This window comes from Dolichospermum sp. UHCC 0406 (assembly GCF_009712025.1).
GTDB classification, from domain to species: Bacteria; Cyanobacteriota; Cyanobacteriia; order Cyanobacteriales; family Nostocaceae; genus Dolichospermum; species Dolichospermum lemmermannii.
Map to the genome: position 1 here is coordinate 1 of NZ_VILA01000009.1, position 15,190 is coordinate 15,190.

15 protein-coding genes and 2 pseudogenes are annotated in these 15,190 nt (G+C 36.6%); 9 read left to right on the top strand and 8 right to left on the bottom strand.

Features of this window, described 5'->3' with window-relative positions; genetic code table 11:
* Positions 1-173: 173 nt before the first annotated feature.
* Positions 174-500 carry a hypothetical protein gene (locus FJR09_RS08400; protein ID WP_174782928.1) on the bottom strand — a complete coding sequence of 109 codons (327 nt, stop codon included), beginning with the start codon at positions 498-500 and terminating at the stop codon, positions 174-176.
* Between the two features lie 389 nt (positions 501-889).
* Between FJR09_RS08400 and FJR09_RS08405 the strand changes: the two genes are divergently transcribed.
* Positions 890-1,804 (top strand): amino acid ABC transporter substrate-binding protein, encoded by a 915-nt coding sequence (locus tag FJR09_RS08405; protein ID WP_254433064.1) that lies wholly within the window; start codon positions 890-892, stop codon positions 1,802-1,804.
* Between the two features lie 280 nt (positions 1,805-2,084).
* Here FJR09_RS08405 and xseB read toward each other — a convergent pair whose 3' ends face one another.
* Positions 2,085-2,324 carry an exodeoxyribonuclease VII small subunit gene (gene xseB, locus FJR09_RS08410; RefSeq protein WP_015080802.1) on the bottom strand — a complete coding sequence of 80 codons (240 nt, stop codon included), beginning with the start codon at positions 2,322-2,324 and terminating at the stop codon, positions 2,085-2,087.
* A 23-nt stretch (positions 2,325-2,347) separates the two neighbouring features.
* On the opposite strand from xseB, the pseudogene FJR09_RS08415 reads away from it, so the two are divergent.
* Together FJR09_RS08415 and FJR09_RS08420 are read left to right on the top strand one after the other, a co-directional pair.
* A pseudogene (locus FJR09_RS08415) lies at positions 2,348-3,025 on the top strand (VOC family protein); the annotation flags it as partial.
* Positions 3,024-3,137, top strand: a pseudogene (locus FJR09_RS08420) (DUF1838 family protein); the annotation flags it as partial. The pseudogenes FJR09_RS08415 and FJR09_RS08420, both read left to right, overlap by 2 nt.
* A 131-nt stretch (positions 3,138-3,268) precedes the next feature.
* Here FJR09_RS08420 and FJR09_RS08425 read toward each other — a convergent pair.
* Positions 3,269-3,637 (bottom strand): pentapeptide repeat-containing protein, encoded by a 369-nt coding sequence (locus FJR09_RS08425; protein WP_015080803.1) that lies wholly within the window; start codon positions 3,635-3,637, stop codon positions 3,269-3,271.
* A 737-nt stretch (positions 3,638-4,374) separates the two neighbouring features.
* Between FJR09_RS08425 and FJR09_RS08430 the strand changes: the two genes are divergently transcribed.
* From FJR09_RS08430 to FJR09_RS08445, 4 genes are all read left to right on the top strand, one after another.
* Positions 4,375-4,740, top strand: a complete 366-nt coding sequence (locus tag FJR09_RS08430; protein WP_168653808.1) for a Lin0512 family protein — start codon at positions 4,375-4,377, stop codon at positions 4,738-4,740.
* 112 nt (positions 4,741-4,852) lie between these two features.
* Positions 4,853-5,191, top strand: coding sequence for a hypothetical protein (locus tag FJR09_RS08435; RefSeq protein ID WP_168632185.1), 339 nt, complete (start codon positions 4,853-4,855; stop codon positions 5,189-5,191).
* A gap of 75 nt (positions 5,192-5,266) precedes the next feature.
* Positions 5,267-5,794 (top strand): hypothetical protein, encoded by a 528-nt coding sequence (locus tag FJR09_RS08440; protein ID WP_168653807.1) that lies wholly within the window; start codon positions 5,267-5,269, stop codon positions 5,792-5,794.
* Positions 5,795-5,846: 52 nt separating this feature from the next.
* Positions 5,847-6,527 (top strand): SDR family oxidoreductase, encoded by a 681-nt coding sequence (locus tag FJR09_RS08445; RefSeq protein WP_015080807.1) that lies wholly within the window; start codon positions 5,847-5,849, stop codon positions 6,525-6,527.
* Positions 6,528-6,571: 44 nt separating this feature from the next.
* On the opposite strand, the gene FJR09_RS08450 is transcribed toward FJR09_RS08445, so the two are convergent.
* From FJR09_RS08450 to ylqF, 4 genes are all read right to left on the bottom strand, one after another.
* Positions 6,572-8,410 (bottom strand): bifunctional serine/threonine-protein kinase/formylglycine-generating enzyme family protein, encoded by a 1,839-nt coding sequence (locus tag FJR09_RS08450; RefSeq protein WP_168654062.1) that lies wholly within the window; start codon positions 8,408-8,410, stop codon positions 6,572-6,574.
* Positions 8,411-8,729: 319 nt separating this feature from the next.
* Positions 8,730-10,373 carry an acetolactate synthase large subunit gene (locus FJR09_RS08455; RefSeq protein WP_148760599.1) on the bottom strand — a complete coding sequence of 548 codons (1,644 nt, stop codon included), beginning with the start codon at positions 10,371-10,373 and terminating at the stop codon, positions 8,730-8,732.
* Positions 10,374-10,487: 114 nt separating this feature from the next.
* On the bottom strand, positions 10,488-11,855 hold the full coding sequence (locus FJR09_RS08460; RefSeq protein ID WP_168653805.1) for an NAD-dependent succinate-semialdehyde dehydrogenase: 1,368 nt from the start codon (positions 11,853-11,855) through the stop codon (positions 10,488-10,490).
* Positions 11,856-12,068: 213 nt separating this feature from the next.
* Positions 12,069-12,950: a ribosome biogenesis GTPase YlqF gene (gene ylqF / locus FJR09_RS08465; protein ID WP_015080811.1), complete on the bottom strand. Its 882-nt coding sequence runs from the start codon at positions 12,948-12,950 to the stop codon at positions 12,069-12,071.
* A 78-nt stretch (positions 12,951-13,028) separates the two neighbouring features.
* Between ylqF and FJR09_RS25105 the strand changes: the two genes are divergently transcribed.
* The gene (locus tag FJR09_RS25105) at positions 13,029-13,172 is read left to right on the top strand and encodes a hypothetical protein (RefSeq protein WP_254433065.1); all 144 of its coding nucleotides are present in this window, start codon (positions 13,029-13,031) and stop codon (positions 13,170-13,172) included.
* A gap of 52 nt (positions 13,173-13,224) precedes the next feature.
* Here the strand turns inward: FJR09_RS25105 and FJR09_RS08475 are convergent, their stop codons facing one another.
* Positions 13,225-13,662: a VOC family protein gene (locus FJR09_RS08475; protein WP_051155190.1), complete on the bottom strand. Its 438-nt coding sequence runs from the start codon at positions 13,660-13,662 to the stop codon at positions 13,225-13,227.
* Positions 13,663-14,323: 661 nt separating this feature from the next.
* On the opposite strand from FJR09_RS08475, the gene FJR09_RS08480 reads away from it, so the two are divergent.
* Positions 14,324-15,184, top strand: coding sequence for an Rpn family recombination-promoting nuclease/putative transposase (locus FJR09_RS08480; RefSeq protein WP_015080813.1), 861 nt, complete (start codon positions 14,324-14,326; stop codon positions 15,182-15,184).
* Positions 15,185-15,190 lie beyond the last annotated feature (6 nt).

Sequence of the window (15,190 nt, forward strand, 5' to 3'; positions counted from 1 at the left end):
AATTTATGAAATTTTTATAATTTTAATAAAGGAATTTATCAGATTTTGAATGAAGTTAGATATTTTCCCATATTGATGCACTAATATAGTATTCTGTCAAGATAATTTAGATGCGTTTCCCCTGTACATAATTACCGTCAACGGCTTTTAGGTCAAGGTGAAGAATCTGCACGTTATGATTCTAAAATTTGGCGAATTTGTTCAATTGTAGCATTTTCTAACAACAATCGTCTACCGTTGCGGCCAACAATCAGAACTTTGTCAATTTTTTTACCAGATTGTTTTTGTTTATACTCTTGATACCATTTGCGGATTTGTTCAGCTATGGCCATAGTTCCACCCACCAAACCGACTATAGTGGCAACAGTGGTAATTACTGCCTCTTTTTTCACATCTTCTGAATTTACGGTATAGTTACCAGTTATACCTTCAATTGCCAAAAGTTCCTCTGCGGCTGTAATGGCATCTTCACCTTCAATAGAAAATTTAATTTCTGTCATAAATTTACCTAAAATAGCTAATTTCCACGTTTATAAACCATTATTTTCAAATATCATAGAGTAAGGATGATGACTTTGCAAGCGATCAATTCCAATTAAATCCTGACATATAACTATCAATAATTGTGCAATACCAAATTAAAATGAAGTTGTATAGAATCAGATTTCAATAATAATTGACCGCAGATAAACGCAAATGAACGTAGATGAATACGGATAAATTAATTGGTTTCATAATTCTGTGCAGGGTCTAATGTGAAGAATCATTTCTAGAACTGCTAACTTGATCTTTAATAGAGATAATTTAATCATTTTGATTCTATGGATTCCCCAAGATTAATATGTTTGTAAGTACCAAAATAAATCTTTCCCATTTACCTGCTTTCACTATGTCGAAGATATATAAAAATATTGCCCCTGTGATCTTCGGTTTGATATTATCAGGATTAATACCCGGTGTTGCCGGTGCAGAGACAGTGATGGAAAAAGTAGCCCGAACAGGAGTATTAACTGCTGGTACAAGCAAAGATGCTTTACCATTTGCCTACTCCGACAGTCAAGGAAAATTGACTGGTTATTCTGTGGATATGCTAACTTTAATCCAACAGCAATTAGAGAAAGAATTAGGCAAAAAAATTACACTTAAATTAGTTGCAGTTACCCCAGCAGCAAGGATTCCCAAAATTATTAACCGACAAGTTGATATTGTCTGTGATGCCAGTAGTTTTACTTGGGAACGAGATAAAAAAGTTGATTTTTCTATTAGTTATGGTGTCACAGGGACGCAAATTTTAATTAAAAAGGAAACCAATTTAGGTTCACCGGAATCCCTGATTAATAAGCGTGTGGGTGTGTTAGCTGGAACTACCAATGAACAAGCAATCAAGCAAATACAACCCCAATCCAAACTTGTATATTTTAAGACTAGATCGGAAGCATTTGCAGCTTTGGAACAGGGTAAAATTGACGCTTTTGCATCCGATAGCATTCTTTTAGAAGGATGGTTACAAACAGCAAAAAATCCAGATAGTTTTGCCATAGTCCCCCCTCGTCCCTATTCACGAGAAGGAATTGCTTGTATGGTTCCTGAGAATAACTCGAAATTCCTCAATTCAGTGAATTATTCCCTCGTCAAATTTATGCAAGGATTTGTGAACAATAACCCCAAATATGTGGCGATTTTTGACCGTTGGTTTGGTTCTCAAGGTGCTGTATATCTCAATCAAGATTTACGTGATTTAGCCGTAGAAACCATGCAATTAATGATCGAGTTTCATGAACCGATTCCTCAGAAAGATTTGTAAGCCGTAGTTATTAATTAGCAAATAGTCTCACAAGTTAATTTTTTTTAATTTGGTTAATCAGGTAAAGTTTCAACATATCCAAAATGATGTTTGTTTCTGATACCTGAATTAACTAATTTTGGCAATTACCACAATTACGGTAATAATGAATGGTATGTTTGGCTGTATTTAAAAAGTATTTATTACTTATTTGGTTTTGACAATTTTACAAAACTCAACTAAGATAACGCATTCAGGAAGATTTGCATATTTTCGCATATTTTGGTTGTCTTCCGTTTATTTACTTCTGGTCATCTTGCAAAGTTTCAATTAACAAATCTACCTGCTGCTGTTGCTGCTGTAGAAAACTATCACATTCTTGTAAATACTTAACCGCAGTGGCAAATTCTGCAAATATATCCGCTAATTGTAATTCACCTCCTTCAATGCGAGTGATAATAGTTTCAATTTCTGCTATCTTAGCTTCATAACTTTCCCCGTTTGCGGACATGGACTTAACTGAATTATTCCGTTTAACCATAAAATTTTCCCCCTAAATAAATTATGAATTCAAACAATAATACAACAATTAGCAGCATATATGAAGTCTGTATTGGTGTCACAGATGCTATTTCTGCAATTCAATATTGGCAACAATTTGGTTATCGGATTGGAGAAATAGGAGAATTAACCGCAACTACAGCTTATCAACTATATCGGGTAAATTCACCTTTACAGACTATTCGACTTTATCATCAAAATGCAGATCATGGATTAATTCGGTTAATGATTTGGCAAAATCCTACATCTACAGGGTTAGGTGTGAGTTCCATGAAAACAAAAGGTAATCGTTGGGCTACTAGCTTAACTGCGGATATATTAGGGATTTTAAATCATGCGGAAGCAGCAAAATCAATTGGTGAAAACATTCTTTACACTCAAACTCACTGGGAAGTAATTTATAACAAAGATCAAAAAATTCGTCCTTTCGTAGAACCGTTGGTGGGGGTACGAGAAATGCTATTACTTCAACCATTTAGTCGGCAAGTTTTATTTCAACGTTTTGGTTATGATGTGACTAATTATGGACAGATTAATGATCATTCACCTTTAAAAACTAGTCAGTTTACTCATGTAGGTATAGTTGTCCAAGATGATAGTAAAGAAATTCTCAAATTCTATGAACAAGCTTTAGGTTTATTGCGTGTACGTGATGATATAGAAACAACTTATGAATCGTCCAGGAGGAATTTATCAAGCCGCAGAATTATTTAAAATCTCTGTACCTACAGCAGAATTAGAAAATGCAGAACTAAATTCAGTTACGCAATTAAGCCTGTCTTGGGATAGAATTAGACCTCTCCGAAAATGAATGTAGAGACAGCAAATTGCAGATTAATGGGGTACAGAATCTAAATTGAAACCTATACACAAAGACAGTTTTACTCCTGACTCCTGACTCCTGACTCCTGACTCCTGCTGTAATTACAACTTGTGCATATTGTGACTCAGAGGATCAAAATTTCTTGGAAATTTGGTGCTTTCATCATAATATGCACGATGTAAATTCGCTCCATATAACTTAGTATAATGCAGCCTAGCACCCCGAAGATTTGCTTCAGTGAGATTGACACCAGATAAATTTGCTTTAGTCAAATTTGCCTTTGCTAAATTCGTTCCACTCAAATCTGCACCCCAGAGTTTAGCTTTAGCTAAGTTAGCTTCACTTAAATCTGCTCCCCATAAATTAATTCCGGGTAAATAGGCATTAATTAATTTAGCCCTGATTAATTTAGCAGAAACAAAATATCTTTCTCCTGCAAGATAACGCCGTTTTAGTTCCTCAGTTTCCATATCTAACCTACTTGAGCAACAAAACCTCTATCTCCAGAATAGTTCCTAAGTTGTTTATTGGCATTTTATCACCACAAAAATTTTTGCCCATATAAACATAAATAGTATTATTAAACACTGATAAATTAATACTATTTATGGGAATATAACTATTTTACACATAAAAAACGCCTGAGTTTTGTAACTCAAGCGTTTCCCCGTATAACTTTCTACCAATTCATTATTTTTGTAACATTTGAAACCCGCAACTTAAATAACAAAAAGTATAAGTAGTGCTAGGAAAATTGTAACAAATATAAGCTGAAGTGGTATCACTCCTTGCATTCACTAAGGATATCTCTTTTAAAATTAAATTGCTAGTGTAGAGAGTGACACTTTCTGAACTGACACTAGTTAAAAATGAATCATAGTAAATAGTAGTTAATCAAACACGGCTAAATAGTAAATAGCGCAGTATTCCTGTATAAAGATGTCAGATTTGCCATAATTATATTTGGAGAAGAGTAAAAATTTCTTGACAATTACATAAGCTAATAAGCTGTTAAATAACATCCAAATTATAGAATTACACTAGGTTCTCAGGTGGAACATGAATTTAGATTTAAGTTACTCAACGTGATGATGAAAACCGAGAATTATTGATGACAGTTTTAGTATTTGACCTTAAATTAAGAAAAATTACATAACCACCCCATACAACGTTACATTAATAGATACACAATTACTGGAATTTAACTATGCCACTAAAACGGTTTATTATCGAAATGGGAATGGGTGTAGACCAGCATGGACAAGAACCGACGGTAGCAGCAGCAAGAGCAATTAGGAATGCGATCGCTCACAATGCGTTGCTTGGTATTATGGAAGTAGCGGGCTTAAAAGATCCCAATGAAATGATTATAGAAGTCAAAATTGCCGTTCCTTACCCCGAACAAGTACGGGAAACAGAAGTATTAGCTGTTCTTCCCTTTGGTCAAAAAACCCTCATCTTAGAAGCAGGGGGAATGGTAGTTAATGGTTTAGCAATTGCTTCTCTCAACGATAAAAATGATGAAATGTTGATAGCTGTAGCCGCAGTTACAGTTTTTGTAGAAACTGCATAATTAATCTTGAAAATATTGATTTCTTGTGGATTTTTTGAGTTAAAGTAGAGATACTGGGATCATCTCTGGCAGTAATTTTTCCAAATTATACATCTACATAACTCCAGCGAAAATGTCTCAAGATCCTCAAAAATCACCTCAAATCCAAGAAGTAATTGGATTAAAAGCACAACACTTTGCTGACTTAATTAGAGCCGCACAATTAGTTTTTGATCCGACTGCGGGCGTTATCGGCAGAAATGTCAAAATTGATTGGGAGGATTTTGGTATTCCTCGGAATATAGAGGATAATCTCAGAATTCTTGGTGAAGAGTTTCAATATGCTTCTCCCCATATTCCCGTTGATGTGATCTGGGGTAAATTAACTACAGAAACTCGGATTTGGTTTCTAGAAAATAAAGATCAATTGTGGCAATTTGAAGAATTTTTACCTGCACTTGATGAAGATTAACTATTGCCAAAAATACTTTTTTCTAGTAGGATATATATATTTTATATCCTACTTACTTACTAGAAAATAAAGTTGATGAAAATTATAAATTTCCAGTTTTTATTAGTTTCAGCTTCTTTGATATTGCCAATGATAACTCCGGCTTTCCATAAGTCTAGTATGGCTTTGGCAGCAAGTACAACAAATTATGATCAACCAATTATTAATCAGCAACTAGTTGTTAATAAGAGTGAATTTGGCGTAAAGATAGTCAACCCAGAAGGGAAAGTTAATTTTTTTCCAACAACTACAGTTCCCTTAAAAGAAGGTGATGCTTATGGTTGGAGAATTACAATTGATAATTATCAAGGTAAAGTCAAATGGCGCGAAGTTTTAACTTTACCACAAGCCCCCGAAACTTGGACAACAGAAAATAATAAAAATTTCTCCATATCGAAAGATGGAAAAACAGCAACTTCCACGCGCACAGTAACACCTGTGAATGGTGTAATTGAAAATTTTTGGACTATTGCTGCTGGAGATCCTTTGGGTAAACATCAAATAGAAGTCTATATTGATGAACGTTTAATTGGTACTTTTGCCTTTGAAATAGTTCCATTCTAAAATGACAGTTTTGTGCTAAATGTAAGTATAGCATCTTTTTTATAGACTAATTATGTTAATCTCATCTTCCATTTTTCTAGCTGGTGCTAGTCGCGGTGTTGGGCAAGAAATCGCTAAATATTTGATAGCACAACAAATTCAAGTTAAAGCCCTGTTGAGAACAGAAGCCGCTGCTGTGGTAGCAAAAGCAATGGGTGTTTATCCAATTCTAGGAGATGCGTTAAATGTAACTGATATTGAACAGGCAATTTTAGGAAATGAACCTATTCAAGCCGTTATCAGTACATTAGGTGGTTTACCTACAGATAATATCAAACCTGATTATATCGGTAATAAAAACCTCATTGATGCCGCAGTCAAAGCAGGAGTTAAAAAGTTTATTCTCGTAACTTCCATTGGTAGTGGTGATAGTGTGGTGGCTTTACCTCCCCAAGCTTTAGAAGCACTCAAACCAGTTTTAATTGAAAAAGAAAAAGCAGAACAATATTTAATTTCCAGCGGACTTAACTATACAATTATCCGTCCTGGTGGTTTAAAATCAGAACCAGCAACCAATAACGGAATTATCACCGAAAATCCTCAGATTGTGGGTACTATTCATCGTGCAGATGTTGCCCAATTAGTTTGTCGCTGTTTAAATTCTGATCATACTAATAATAAAATTTTCTCAGCCATAGATCGGAATATGATCTATCCAGGATTACCGGAATTTGTGGAATTTAATTTAGATTAGTTGTTGTTAACTTTGAGGACTAAAGTCCTCACTACTAATTCAATTTAAACAGAAAATACTACCCGAAACCCACACATTCTTAAACCACCGTCTGCTTCATTCCAACTTCTACTAGCGCTGCGACAAAGTTCTGCCCCAAAATTCCATGCACCACCCCTTAAAACCCGACGATGTTTATCACCTCCATCTTCCCAGACATTACCATTTGTAGGTGCGCCATGATAGTTATTATGCCAAGAATCTGCACACCATTCCCAGACTAATCCGTGCATATCATATAAACCAAAAGCATTAGCAACTTCAAAATAACCAACATTAGTTGTTTCTTTCCGAAATCTACTTTTTGGTTCTACAGAATAAGTATCGCTACCGCTACAGTTAATTAAATCAGAAGTAATAGTTTCTCCAAAATGGAAAGATGTGGTAGTTCCTGCGCGACAAGCATACTCCCATTCGGCTTCACTAGGTAAACGATATTCTCTCCCAGTTTTAATTGCCAATCTGGCACAAAATTCCACAGATTCATACCAAGAAACATTTTCGACAGGCAAATTTGCACCTTTAAACTTTGAGGGGTTAGGGGGCAATTCTTGTTGAACTGGAGGTAAAGCTGCTATGGTTCTCCACTGTAATTGGGTAATAGGATATTTTCCCATGAAAAACGCTGGAACTATGACTTGATGTTGAGGACGTTCATCATCATCACCTTCACAACTTAGAGAACCCATGATAAAATTCCCATTGGGAATTGATACCATTTCTAAAGTTGTATTTCTGCCTAATTCTTCTTTAAAATATTTAGTATTTCGTCTATCACGGTTAACTTCTCTCCCCGAAGTATCTACGGTAATTACATAAAAATCAAAGTTAGACAAGGAAGGTAAGGGAACAGTAATTTTTGGGGAAGGTGGAAGGATTAATGGTGGTTTAGGAAAGGAAGAAAATTTAATGACTACGGGAGATTTAGGAAAGTTCAAATCATCCAAAACATCCATTGCTGATTGATATCTATCATGTGCAAAATGTTGGAGTAACTTATCTAGGATTTGCTTTAATTCATTACTAATAGTAATTCCTTTGATTCGTAAACGTTCTGCCCATAACCATTTAGCATTCATGGCATCATAAAGATGATCTTGAAGTTGTCCATAATCATTTTGTAATGGTAAATCTTGAGTTAATAAGCGTACACAAGTGACACCCAAGGCATATAAATCACTTGCTTGACAAGCAAACCCAGCCATTTGTTCAGTTGGGGCATAACCAAGGGTATAAATAGCTGTTGCTTGTCTAGCTATACTGGTTTGAGTAACTTGTTTCGCACCTCCAAAATCAATTAATACGGGTTTTCTATCACTATCTCGACGCACAATGTTTTCTGGTTTGATATCGCGGTGAATTACATTATGTTTGTGAACAAAATCTATAACTGGTAATAAGTCAGCCAAAAGTTGCCGAACTTGGGTTTCATCATAAGCTTGATTTTGCAGTTCTTCGAGAAGAGTTTTCCCAATAATAAATTCCTGGACTAAATACAAACTAGAACCTTGTTCAAAGTAAGCTAAAAGTCGGGGAATTTGGGCATGGTTTTCTCCCAAATCGTAGAGTCTAAAAGCTTCTTCTCTGAAAAATTCCGCTGCTTTGGCACGTTGTCCAGTTCCCTGAACTTGGGGGAAAAATTGCTTAATTACACAGGGTGCATTCAGTCTATCTACATCTTCAGCAGCGTAGGTTCTGCTAAATCCACCTTCACCTAATAACCTCAAAACCCGGTAACGGTTTCGCAGCATTTCCCCAAAATTACTTTCTTGACAACTCAGACAAGATTTAGAGGTTTTCGGGTTGAAGGGGTTGGAACAATTGGGATTTTGACAAATTTGCATGAATGTTGAGAAAATAGCATCTTTTCAAAATTCATCCCCAATATTATTAAGTTGTCTAAACTATGATTTATTTGATTTCAATGATTATTGTGATTAAAATTATAGGTAATCATAAAAAATCATCTTGATCACAAAAAAATATAAACTATGATTTATTTGATTTCTATGATGATTATGATGTATATCACAAAAATCACAGTTAAGACGATTTATTTATGAATAACACTTTCAAGTTGAGAAATCTGTGATGTTTGTTGCTGAAAGTTAATACAAAAAAAATTGTCAGCAGGGGACGGAGTTTCCCCGCCCCTACAAATATTTAAATTTCGCAGCTTAACTCACCGGCTTTTTTGGTAAAACGGCGATTTTCTCGATAATCTACCCGACAATCTATCACCGCTGGTACATCTTGCGCGAGCGCTTCTTTAAGTAGGGGAACAAAGTCTGCTACAGATTCCACTCGATAACCTTTTAATCCCATACTTTCGGCAAATTTGACAAAATCAGGATTACCAAAATGGACAAAAGATGAGTTACCAGCCCCAAATTGGTTTTCTTGTTTCCACTCAATTAAACCATAGCCACCGTCATTAAAAATCAGGGTAACAAATGGTGTTCCGACGCGCAAAGCAGTTTCCAATTCTTGACAATTCATCATAAAACCACCGTCACCAGTGGCAGCGACAACTTTCCGATCTGGATAAACTAATTTTGCGGCTAATGCACCAGGAATCGCAATACCCATGGCAGCAAAACCATTGGAAATAATGCAAGTATTGGGACTATGACAATGATAATGTCTAGCAATCCACATTTTATGGGCGCCAACATCAGAAATTACAATATCATCTGGTCCCATAACTTGCCGCAAGTCATAAATTAGTTTCTGCGGTTTAATGGGAAATTCATCATCGTTGGCATATTCTTCGTAATCAGCGCGAATGTTAGAACGTAAGCTAATAGAATAGGGATTGGGTTTATTGTGTCTGTCTGCTAATTTTAATATTTCATTAAGAGAATCAGAAATATCGCCAACTATTTCTACTTGGGGAATATAACTACTATCAATTTCCGAAGAAGTGGCCGCAATATGGATAATAGGAATTGTCCCTTCTGGATTCCATTTTTTGGGGGAAAATTCAATTAAATCATAACCAATTGCTATGACTAAATCTGTACTATCAAAGCCGCAGGTAATGAAATCTCGTTGTTGTAATCCCACAGACCAAAGTGCTAAAGGATGGGTATAGGGAATGACTCCTTTACCCATAAAAGTATTCACAACAGGAATATTCATTTGGGTGGCAAATTGCGTAACTGCATCACTAGCATGGGCGCGAATTGCTCCATTTCCGACTAAAATGATGGGATTAACGGCTTGGGAAATTGCCCCAGCAGCGGCGCGAATACTGGCAAAGGAAGCATAGGTTTTTTCACTATTATCCTTATTTAAAGGTTTGCCTTCTACGGGCATAGCGGCTATATTTTCTGGTAAGTCAATATGAACAGCACCGGGTTTTTCTGTTTGCGATCGCTTGAAGGCTTTTCTCACAACTTCGGGTGTAATACTCGGCCTGACAATCTGTTTATTCCACTTAGTAACTGGGGCAAACATTGCCACCAAATCTAAATATTGATGGGATTCAATGTGCATTCTATCTGTTCCCACCTGCCCCGTAATTGCCACCAATGGCGCACCATCTAAGTTAGCATCTGCCACCCCAGTCATTAAATTAGTTGCCCCAGGACCAAGGGTAGAAAGACAGACTCCGGCTTTTCCTGTTAACCTCCCATAAACATCAGCCATGAAGGCTGCACCCTGTTCATGACGGGTAGTAATAAATTGAATTGATGATGTTTTTAAAGCTTCCAAAACGTGCAAATTCTCTTCACCAGGAAGTCCAAAAACATATTGAACTCCTTCATTTTCTAAACACTGTACTAATAATTCTGCGGTATTCATATCATTTCCTCAAAATAAAAAAATATCAAAATCATCAAATCAAGGCATAAATAAAAACCAATTATCTGCCTTTATCTGCGTCCATCTGCGTTCATCTGCGTTTCAAAAAAACAATCATTTCACCCAAACTGTCTTGATATTCACAAATTCATGAATACCTTGAATACTCAATTCTCTACCATAACCAGAACGCTTAATTCCCCCAAAAGGTAAACGAGGATCAGACTTAACCATGCTGTTAATAAATACTGCCCCGGCTTCAATTTCTTGAATGAGGCGATTTTGTTCTTCTGTATTTGTTGTCCATGCACTTGCACCCAAACCAAAGGGACTATCATTAGCTAATGTAATTGCTGCTTCGATATCAGGAACTCGGAATAATAATGCCACTGGGCCAAAAAATTCCTCTTGGGCAATTGGTGTATCTACAGGAATATCTATGATAATTGTGGGCGGATAAAAGTTCCCCGACATTTCTGTTAACGGGTGTCCACCTGTGAGGACTTTACCACCACTTTTGACCGCATTTTTAACTTGTTGGTCTAATTCTTTGAGAATATCAGGAGTTGCCAATGGTCCCAAATCTGTATCTGCTGCCATTGGATTACCAATTTTCAGGGCTTGAAATTTTTCTAACAGCAATTTTTCAAATTGATCAGCCACAGATTCAGCAATAATAAAACGTTTCGCAGCAATACAAGATTGTCCATTATTTAACATTCTTGCTGTTACTGCGGTGCTAACTGCTGTTTCTAAATCGGCACTTTCTAAAACAATAAATGGGTCACTGCCCCCCAATTCTAAAACAGTTTTTTTGATTTGTTTCCCAGATGCAACGGCGAGGGATATACCGGCTGGTTCACTACCTGTCAAGGTTGCGGCTTTGATGCGATCATCAGCCATGAGATTGGCAACTTGAGAAGCACCAATTAATAATGTTTGAAATACACCTGGGGGAAAACCTGCACGGCGGATAATATCTTCGATCGCCAGGGCGCACTGTGGCACATTGGAAGCGTGTTTGAGTAGCCCCACATTGCCTGCCATGAGTGCTGGTGCAGCAAACCGGAAAACTTGCCAAAATGGAAAATTCCAAGGCATGACGGCGAGAATTACCCCTAAAGGTTGATATTTTACAAAACTATGACTGGCATCGGTTTTGATGGTGACATCAGCTAGAAAACTAGGGGCATTTTCGGCATAATAACGACAAACCAGGGCGCATTTTTCAACTTCTGCGATCGCCGCTTTTAATGGTTTACCCATTTCCAGGGTCATCAATTTCCCTAAGTCTGCCTTTTCTTGGTCTAAAATAGTTGCTGCTTGTTCTAACCAGTGCGATCGCTCTATAAAACTCGTCTGACGATATCCTTCAAAAGCCTTTCCTGCCAAATCTAACTTAGCAACAATTTCTGTATCATTTAGTGGCTCAAAAGTTTTGAGCGTTTCCCCAGTGGTGGGATTAATGGTAGCTATAGCCATTACCTGACCTCCCATTAAAAAATAGTTTGAGGTAGCTTTCCAGTGTTACACACATTCATCACAGAAGCTAACACGAAAATTGCCTTCGAGAGAAAATAATCAACAATAGTTTTGCGGGGATAATTATTTATCTTTCCTCACTACAAACTTTGAATTATTCAAGCCGTTCTACTTAGTTTTGACTTTTACTACCAGATAAATACAAATTAGCGGTTACATTGGCGGTAATTCTAAAGATATATTTCCAAAAAATCCTTTCCGAAAATCAGTGATCATTTGTCTGGCTGCGCGTTCTACATCTCCTTTATAGCGATGCTCTGCTAAAACTTGTAAATATTCTTCTCCTGTATAAATGATGGAATCGAGATCATATCGTGTAAGTAATGGATGTGGTGGTAATGAATTAGAATGCGTTTCTTGAAGTTCATTCAGTATATCTACGAAGGCTGCGGCTATCAGTTGATTATCATAAGCTGCTTCACCGATATCATCACAAATAGCTAATTTGATGGCTGCGGCTTGGCTGTCAAGTCTGGCAGGAATAACACCAGGAGCATCTAGTAATTGTAGCTGATCAGAAATTCTTACCCACCGCAGTTGCCGGGTAACACCTGGACGGGCTGCGCTTTCTACAACTCGCTTACCAATTAAACGGTTAATTAAAGCTGATTTACCGACATTGGGAAAGCCAATCACGACAGCCCGAACAGGACGGGGTAACATTCCCCTATCTGTGCGGCGTTGGTTAAGTTCTATACCCGCTGCTTGGGCAGCCTTGGTAATGGCGGTGATACCTTGACCATGTTGAGCATTGGTAAAATATGGAACTTCGCCTCTATTTTTAAACCACTCTATCCAGCGCGATCGCACTTGTGGCAGAATCATATCTACCCGGTTCAGTACCAATATCCGTGTTTTCGTCCCTACCCATTCATTCATTTGTGGGTGATTTGTGGTTATGGGAATGCGAGCATCTCTGACTTCTAAAACCACATCAACCCGTTTTAACTGTTCTTTGAGATTTTTTTCAGCTTTGGCAATGTGGCCTGGATACCATTGGATCAGATTTAATTTGTAGTTTTGTGTTATTGACATTTATTGTTTGTTAGTTGTTAGTAGGGGCGAAGCATTTGGAAAATAAATTATCGGTCATTGCCAAAAATAGTTCTCCAAATGCTTCGCCCGTACAGTTGTCAGTTGTTAGTAGGGGCGAAGCATTGGGAAGATAAATTATCGGTCATTGCCAAAAATAGTTCTCCAAATGCTTCGCCCGTACAGTTGTTAGTTGTCAGTAGGGGCGAAGCATTGGGAAGATAAATTATCGGTCATTGCCAAAAATAGTTCTCCAAATGCTTCGCCCGTACAGTTGTTAGTTGTCAGTTGTTAGTGGTAATAATATTTGCTTGTTCCCTGTTCCCTGTTCCCTGTTCCCTGTTCCCTCTTGATGAGATTGGTGTAAAATTAATCTGTTGCCGTCGGGGTCGTAGGCATAAATTTCTTGACCGTGGGAAGCTGTAGAAATCGCTCCGGGTGGGGTACAGCCTAAAGATGTCAGGTGAGATATAGCGGTTTCTAGATTATTCACTTCTAAACACAAACTTAGCGGACTTTGGACATAAGTGACAAATTCAGGTTCGTTTGCCGATTTGGGTTTAAAAATCCCTAATTTTAAGCCAGAAATTTGAAATTCAGCATAGATATGGGGAATTAGTTTCTTTGGTTTTTGTTCTAGTAATTGAGTATAGAAACTGACTATATTATCAAAATTAACTGTGGCTATGGTGATAATTATACTATTATATTGCATATTTATTTTTACCATAGATTTGCCCCAGGAGCGGAGTTAATTCATCACCAGATATCGCACCCAGCATAATTATTAGTTTAAATTAGTTTTTCTAAACATATTTCTTTCTTCTAGTCTTGCACAACTGTGAGCGATCTTTGACTTTTATCTAAAAAACATTATGTTTCTAGCTAAATCAAAAGCTTTGGATCATCTATAATCTCCAATTTTGACTACCATTCGCTTATATCTTGAAGCCACTGAGTTTTACACTTACCGAATATTTCTATAAGTTACTTGTATGGGATTTTGGCAAAAAAGAACATTCTCAATTATTGGGGGTTTATTCTCATTATTATTGAGAATTTTATCAATAATGTAACGAGTTTTGGTAATTTCAGCTAGGGGGGTTGACAGTGTTCCGAGTTTCGGGTATGCTTATGATATGGGTGGGAAAGTGTGCGCCCATATATATAAGGTTTTTATTTATCAAGATAATTATTTCCCAAATAAATCCCTCCAAGCAGGGAAATAGGAAAATAAAGTTTGTCCTCATAACCAAAATACCAAGACGTTATTTGTATCTCAGAATGAAGATGCAATTACAGTAGATGGAGAACTGGGAAAGATGGTTAAAATCAGCAGATAAATAAGTAATTAAGAAATTTCAAAATCAGGAATAATGCACACAGACACAATATTTTATCAAATCTTCCTCACTTTTCACACCCTATTATTTGAAATTCTGGGAGAACCTACAGAAAACGCCACAGATTATAAATTTACCTCTGTGGAAGTGAAAGAAAAAGCATTTCGATTTGATGGAATTTTTATGGCAGATAGTCTAGAAAAACCCATCTATTTTGTAGAAGTGCAATTTCAACCAAAACCGGATTTTTACTGGGAATTAATCGCCGAAATCAACATTTATCTTAATCAATTTAAACCTGTACAAGATTGGCAAGGAGTAGCTTTATTTGCGAAACGGAGTTTAGATGTAGGAGAATTGACTGCTTATCAACAAGAATTGATTAATAGTGGGAGAATTAAACGAATTTATTTAGATGAATTACCACCAGGTTCAATTGGTATGGGGTTAATTGAGTTAATTGTCAGTAAGGAAGCACAAGCACCGAAATTAGTTAAAGCTCTCTTGGACAGAACTAAGACAGAAGTTGAGAATGACAGAGAAAAACAAGGTATTATAGAATTGTTGGAGACTGTTTTATTGTCCAAATTTTCACAATTAAGCCGTCAGGAGATAGAAGCAATGTTTTTAGTGAGTGATATTAAGCAAACAAGGGTATATCAAGAAGCCAAGCAGGAAGGGAGAGAAGAAGGTAGAGAAGAAGGTAGGCAGAATGGTGAGATGATTTTATTAATACGTCAGTTATCAAAAAGATTTGGAAAATTGAAAGATATTTACATCGAAAATATCAACAGTTTGAATATAGAACAACTGGAAAAGTTAGGAGAAGCATTATTAGATTTTACAGATATTAATGATTTGGAAACATGGTTAAAATCTGAGATAGACAAGTAGGTTTAT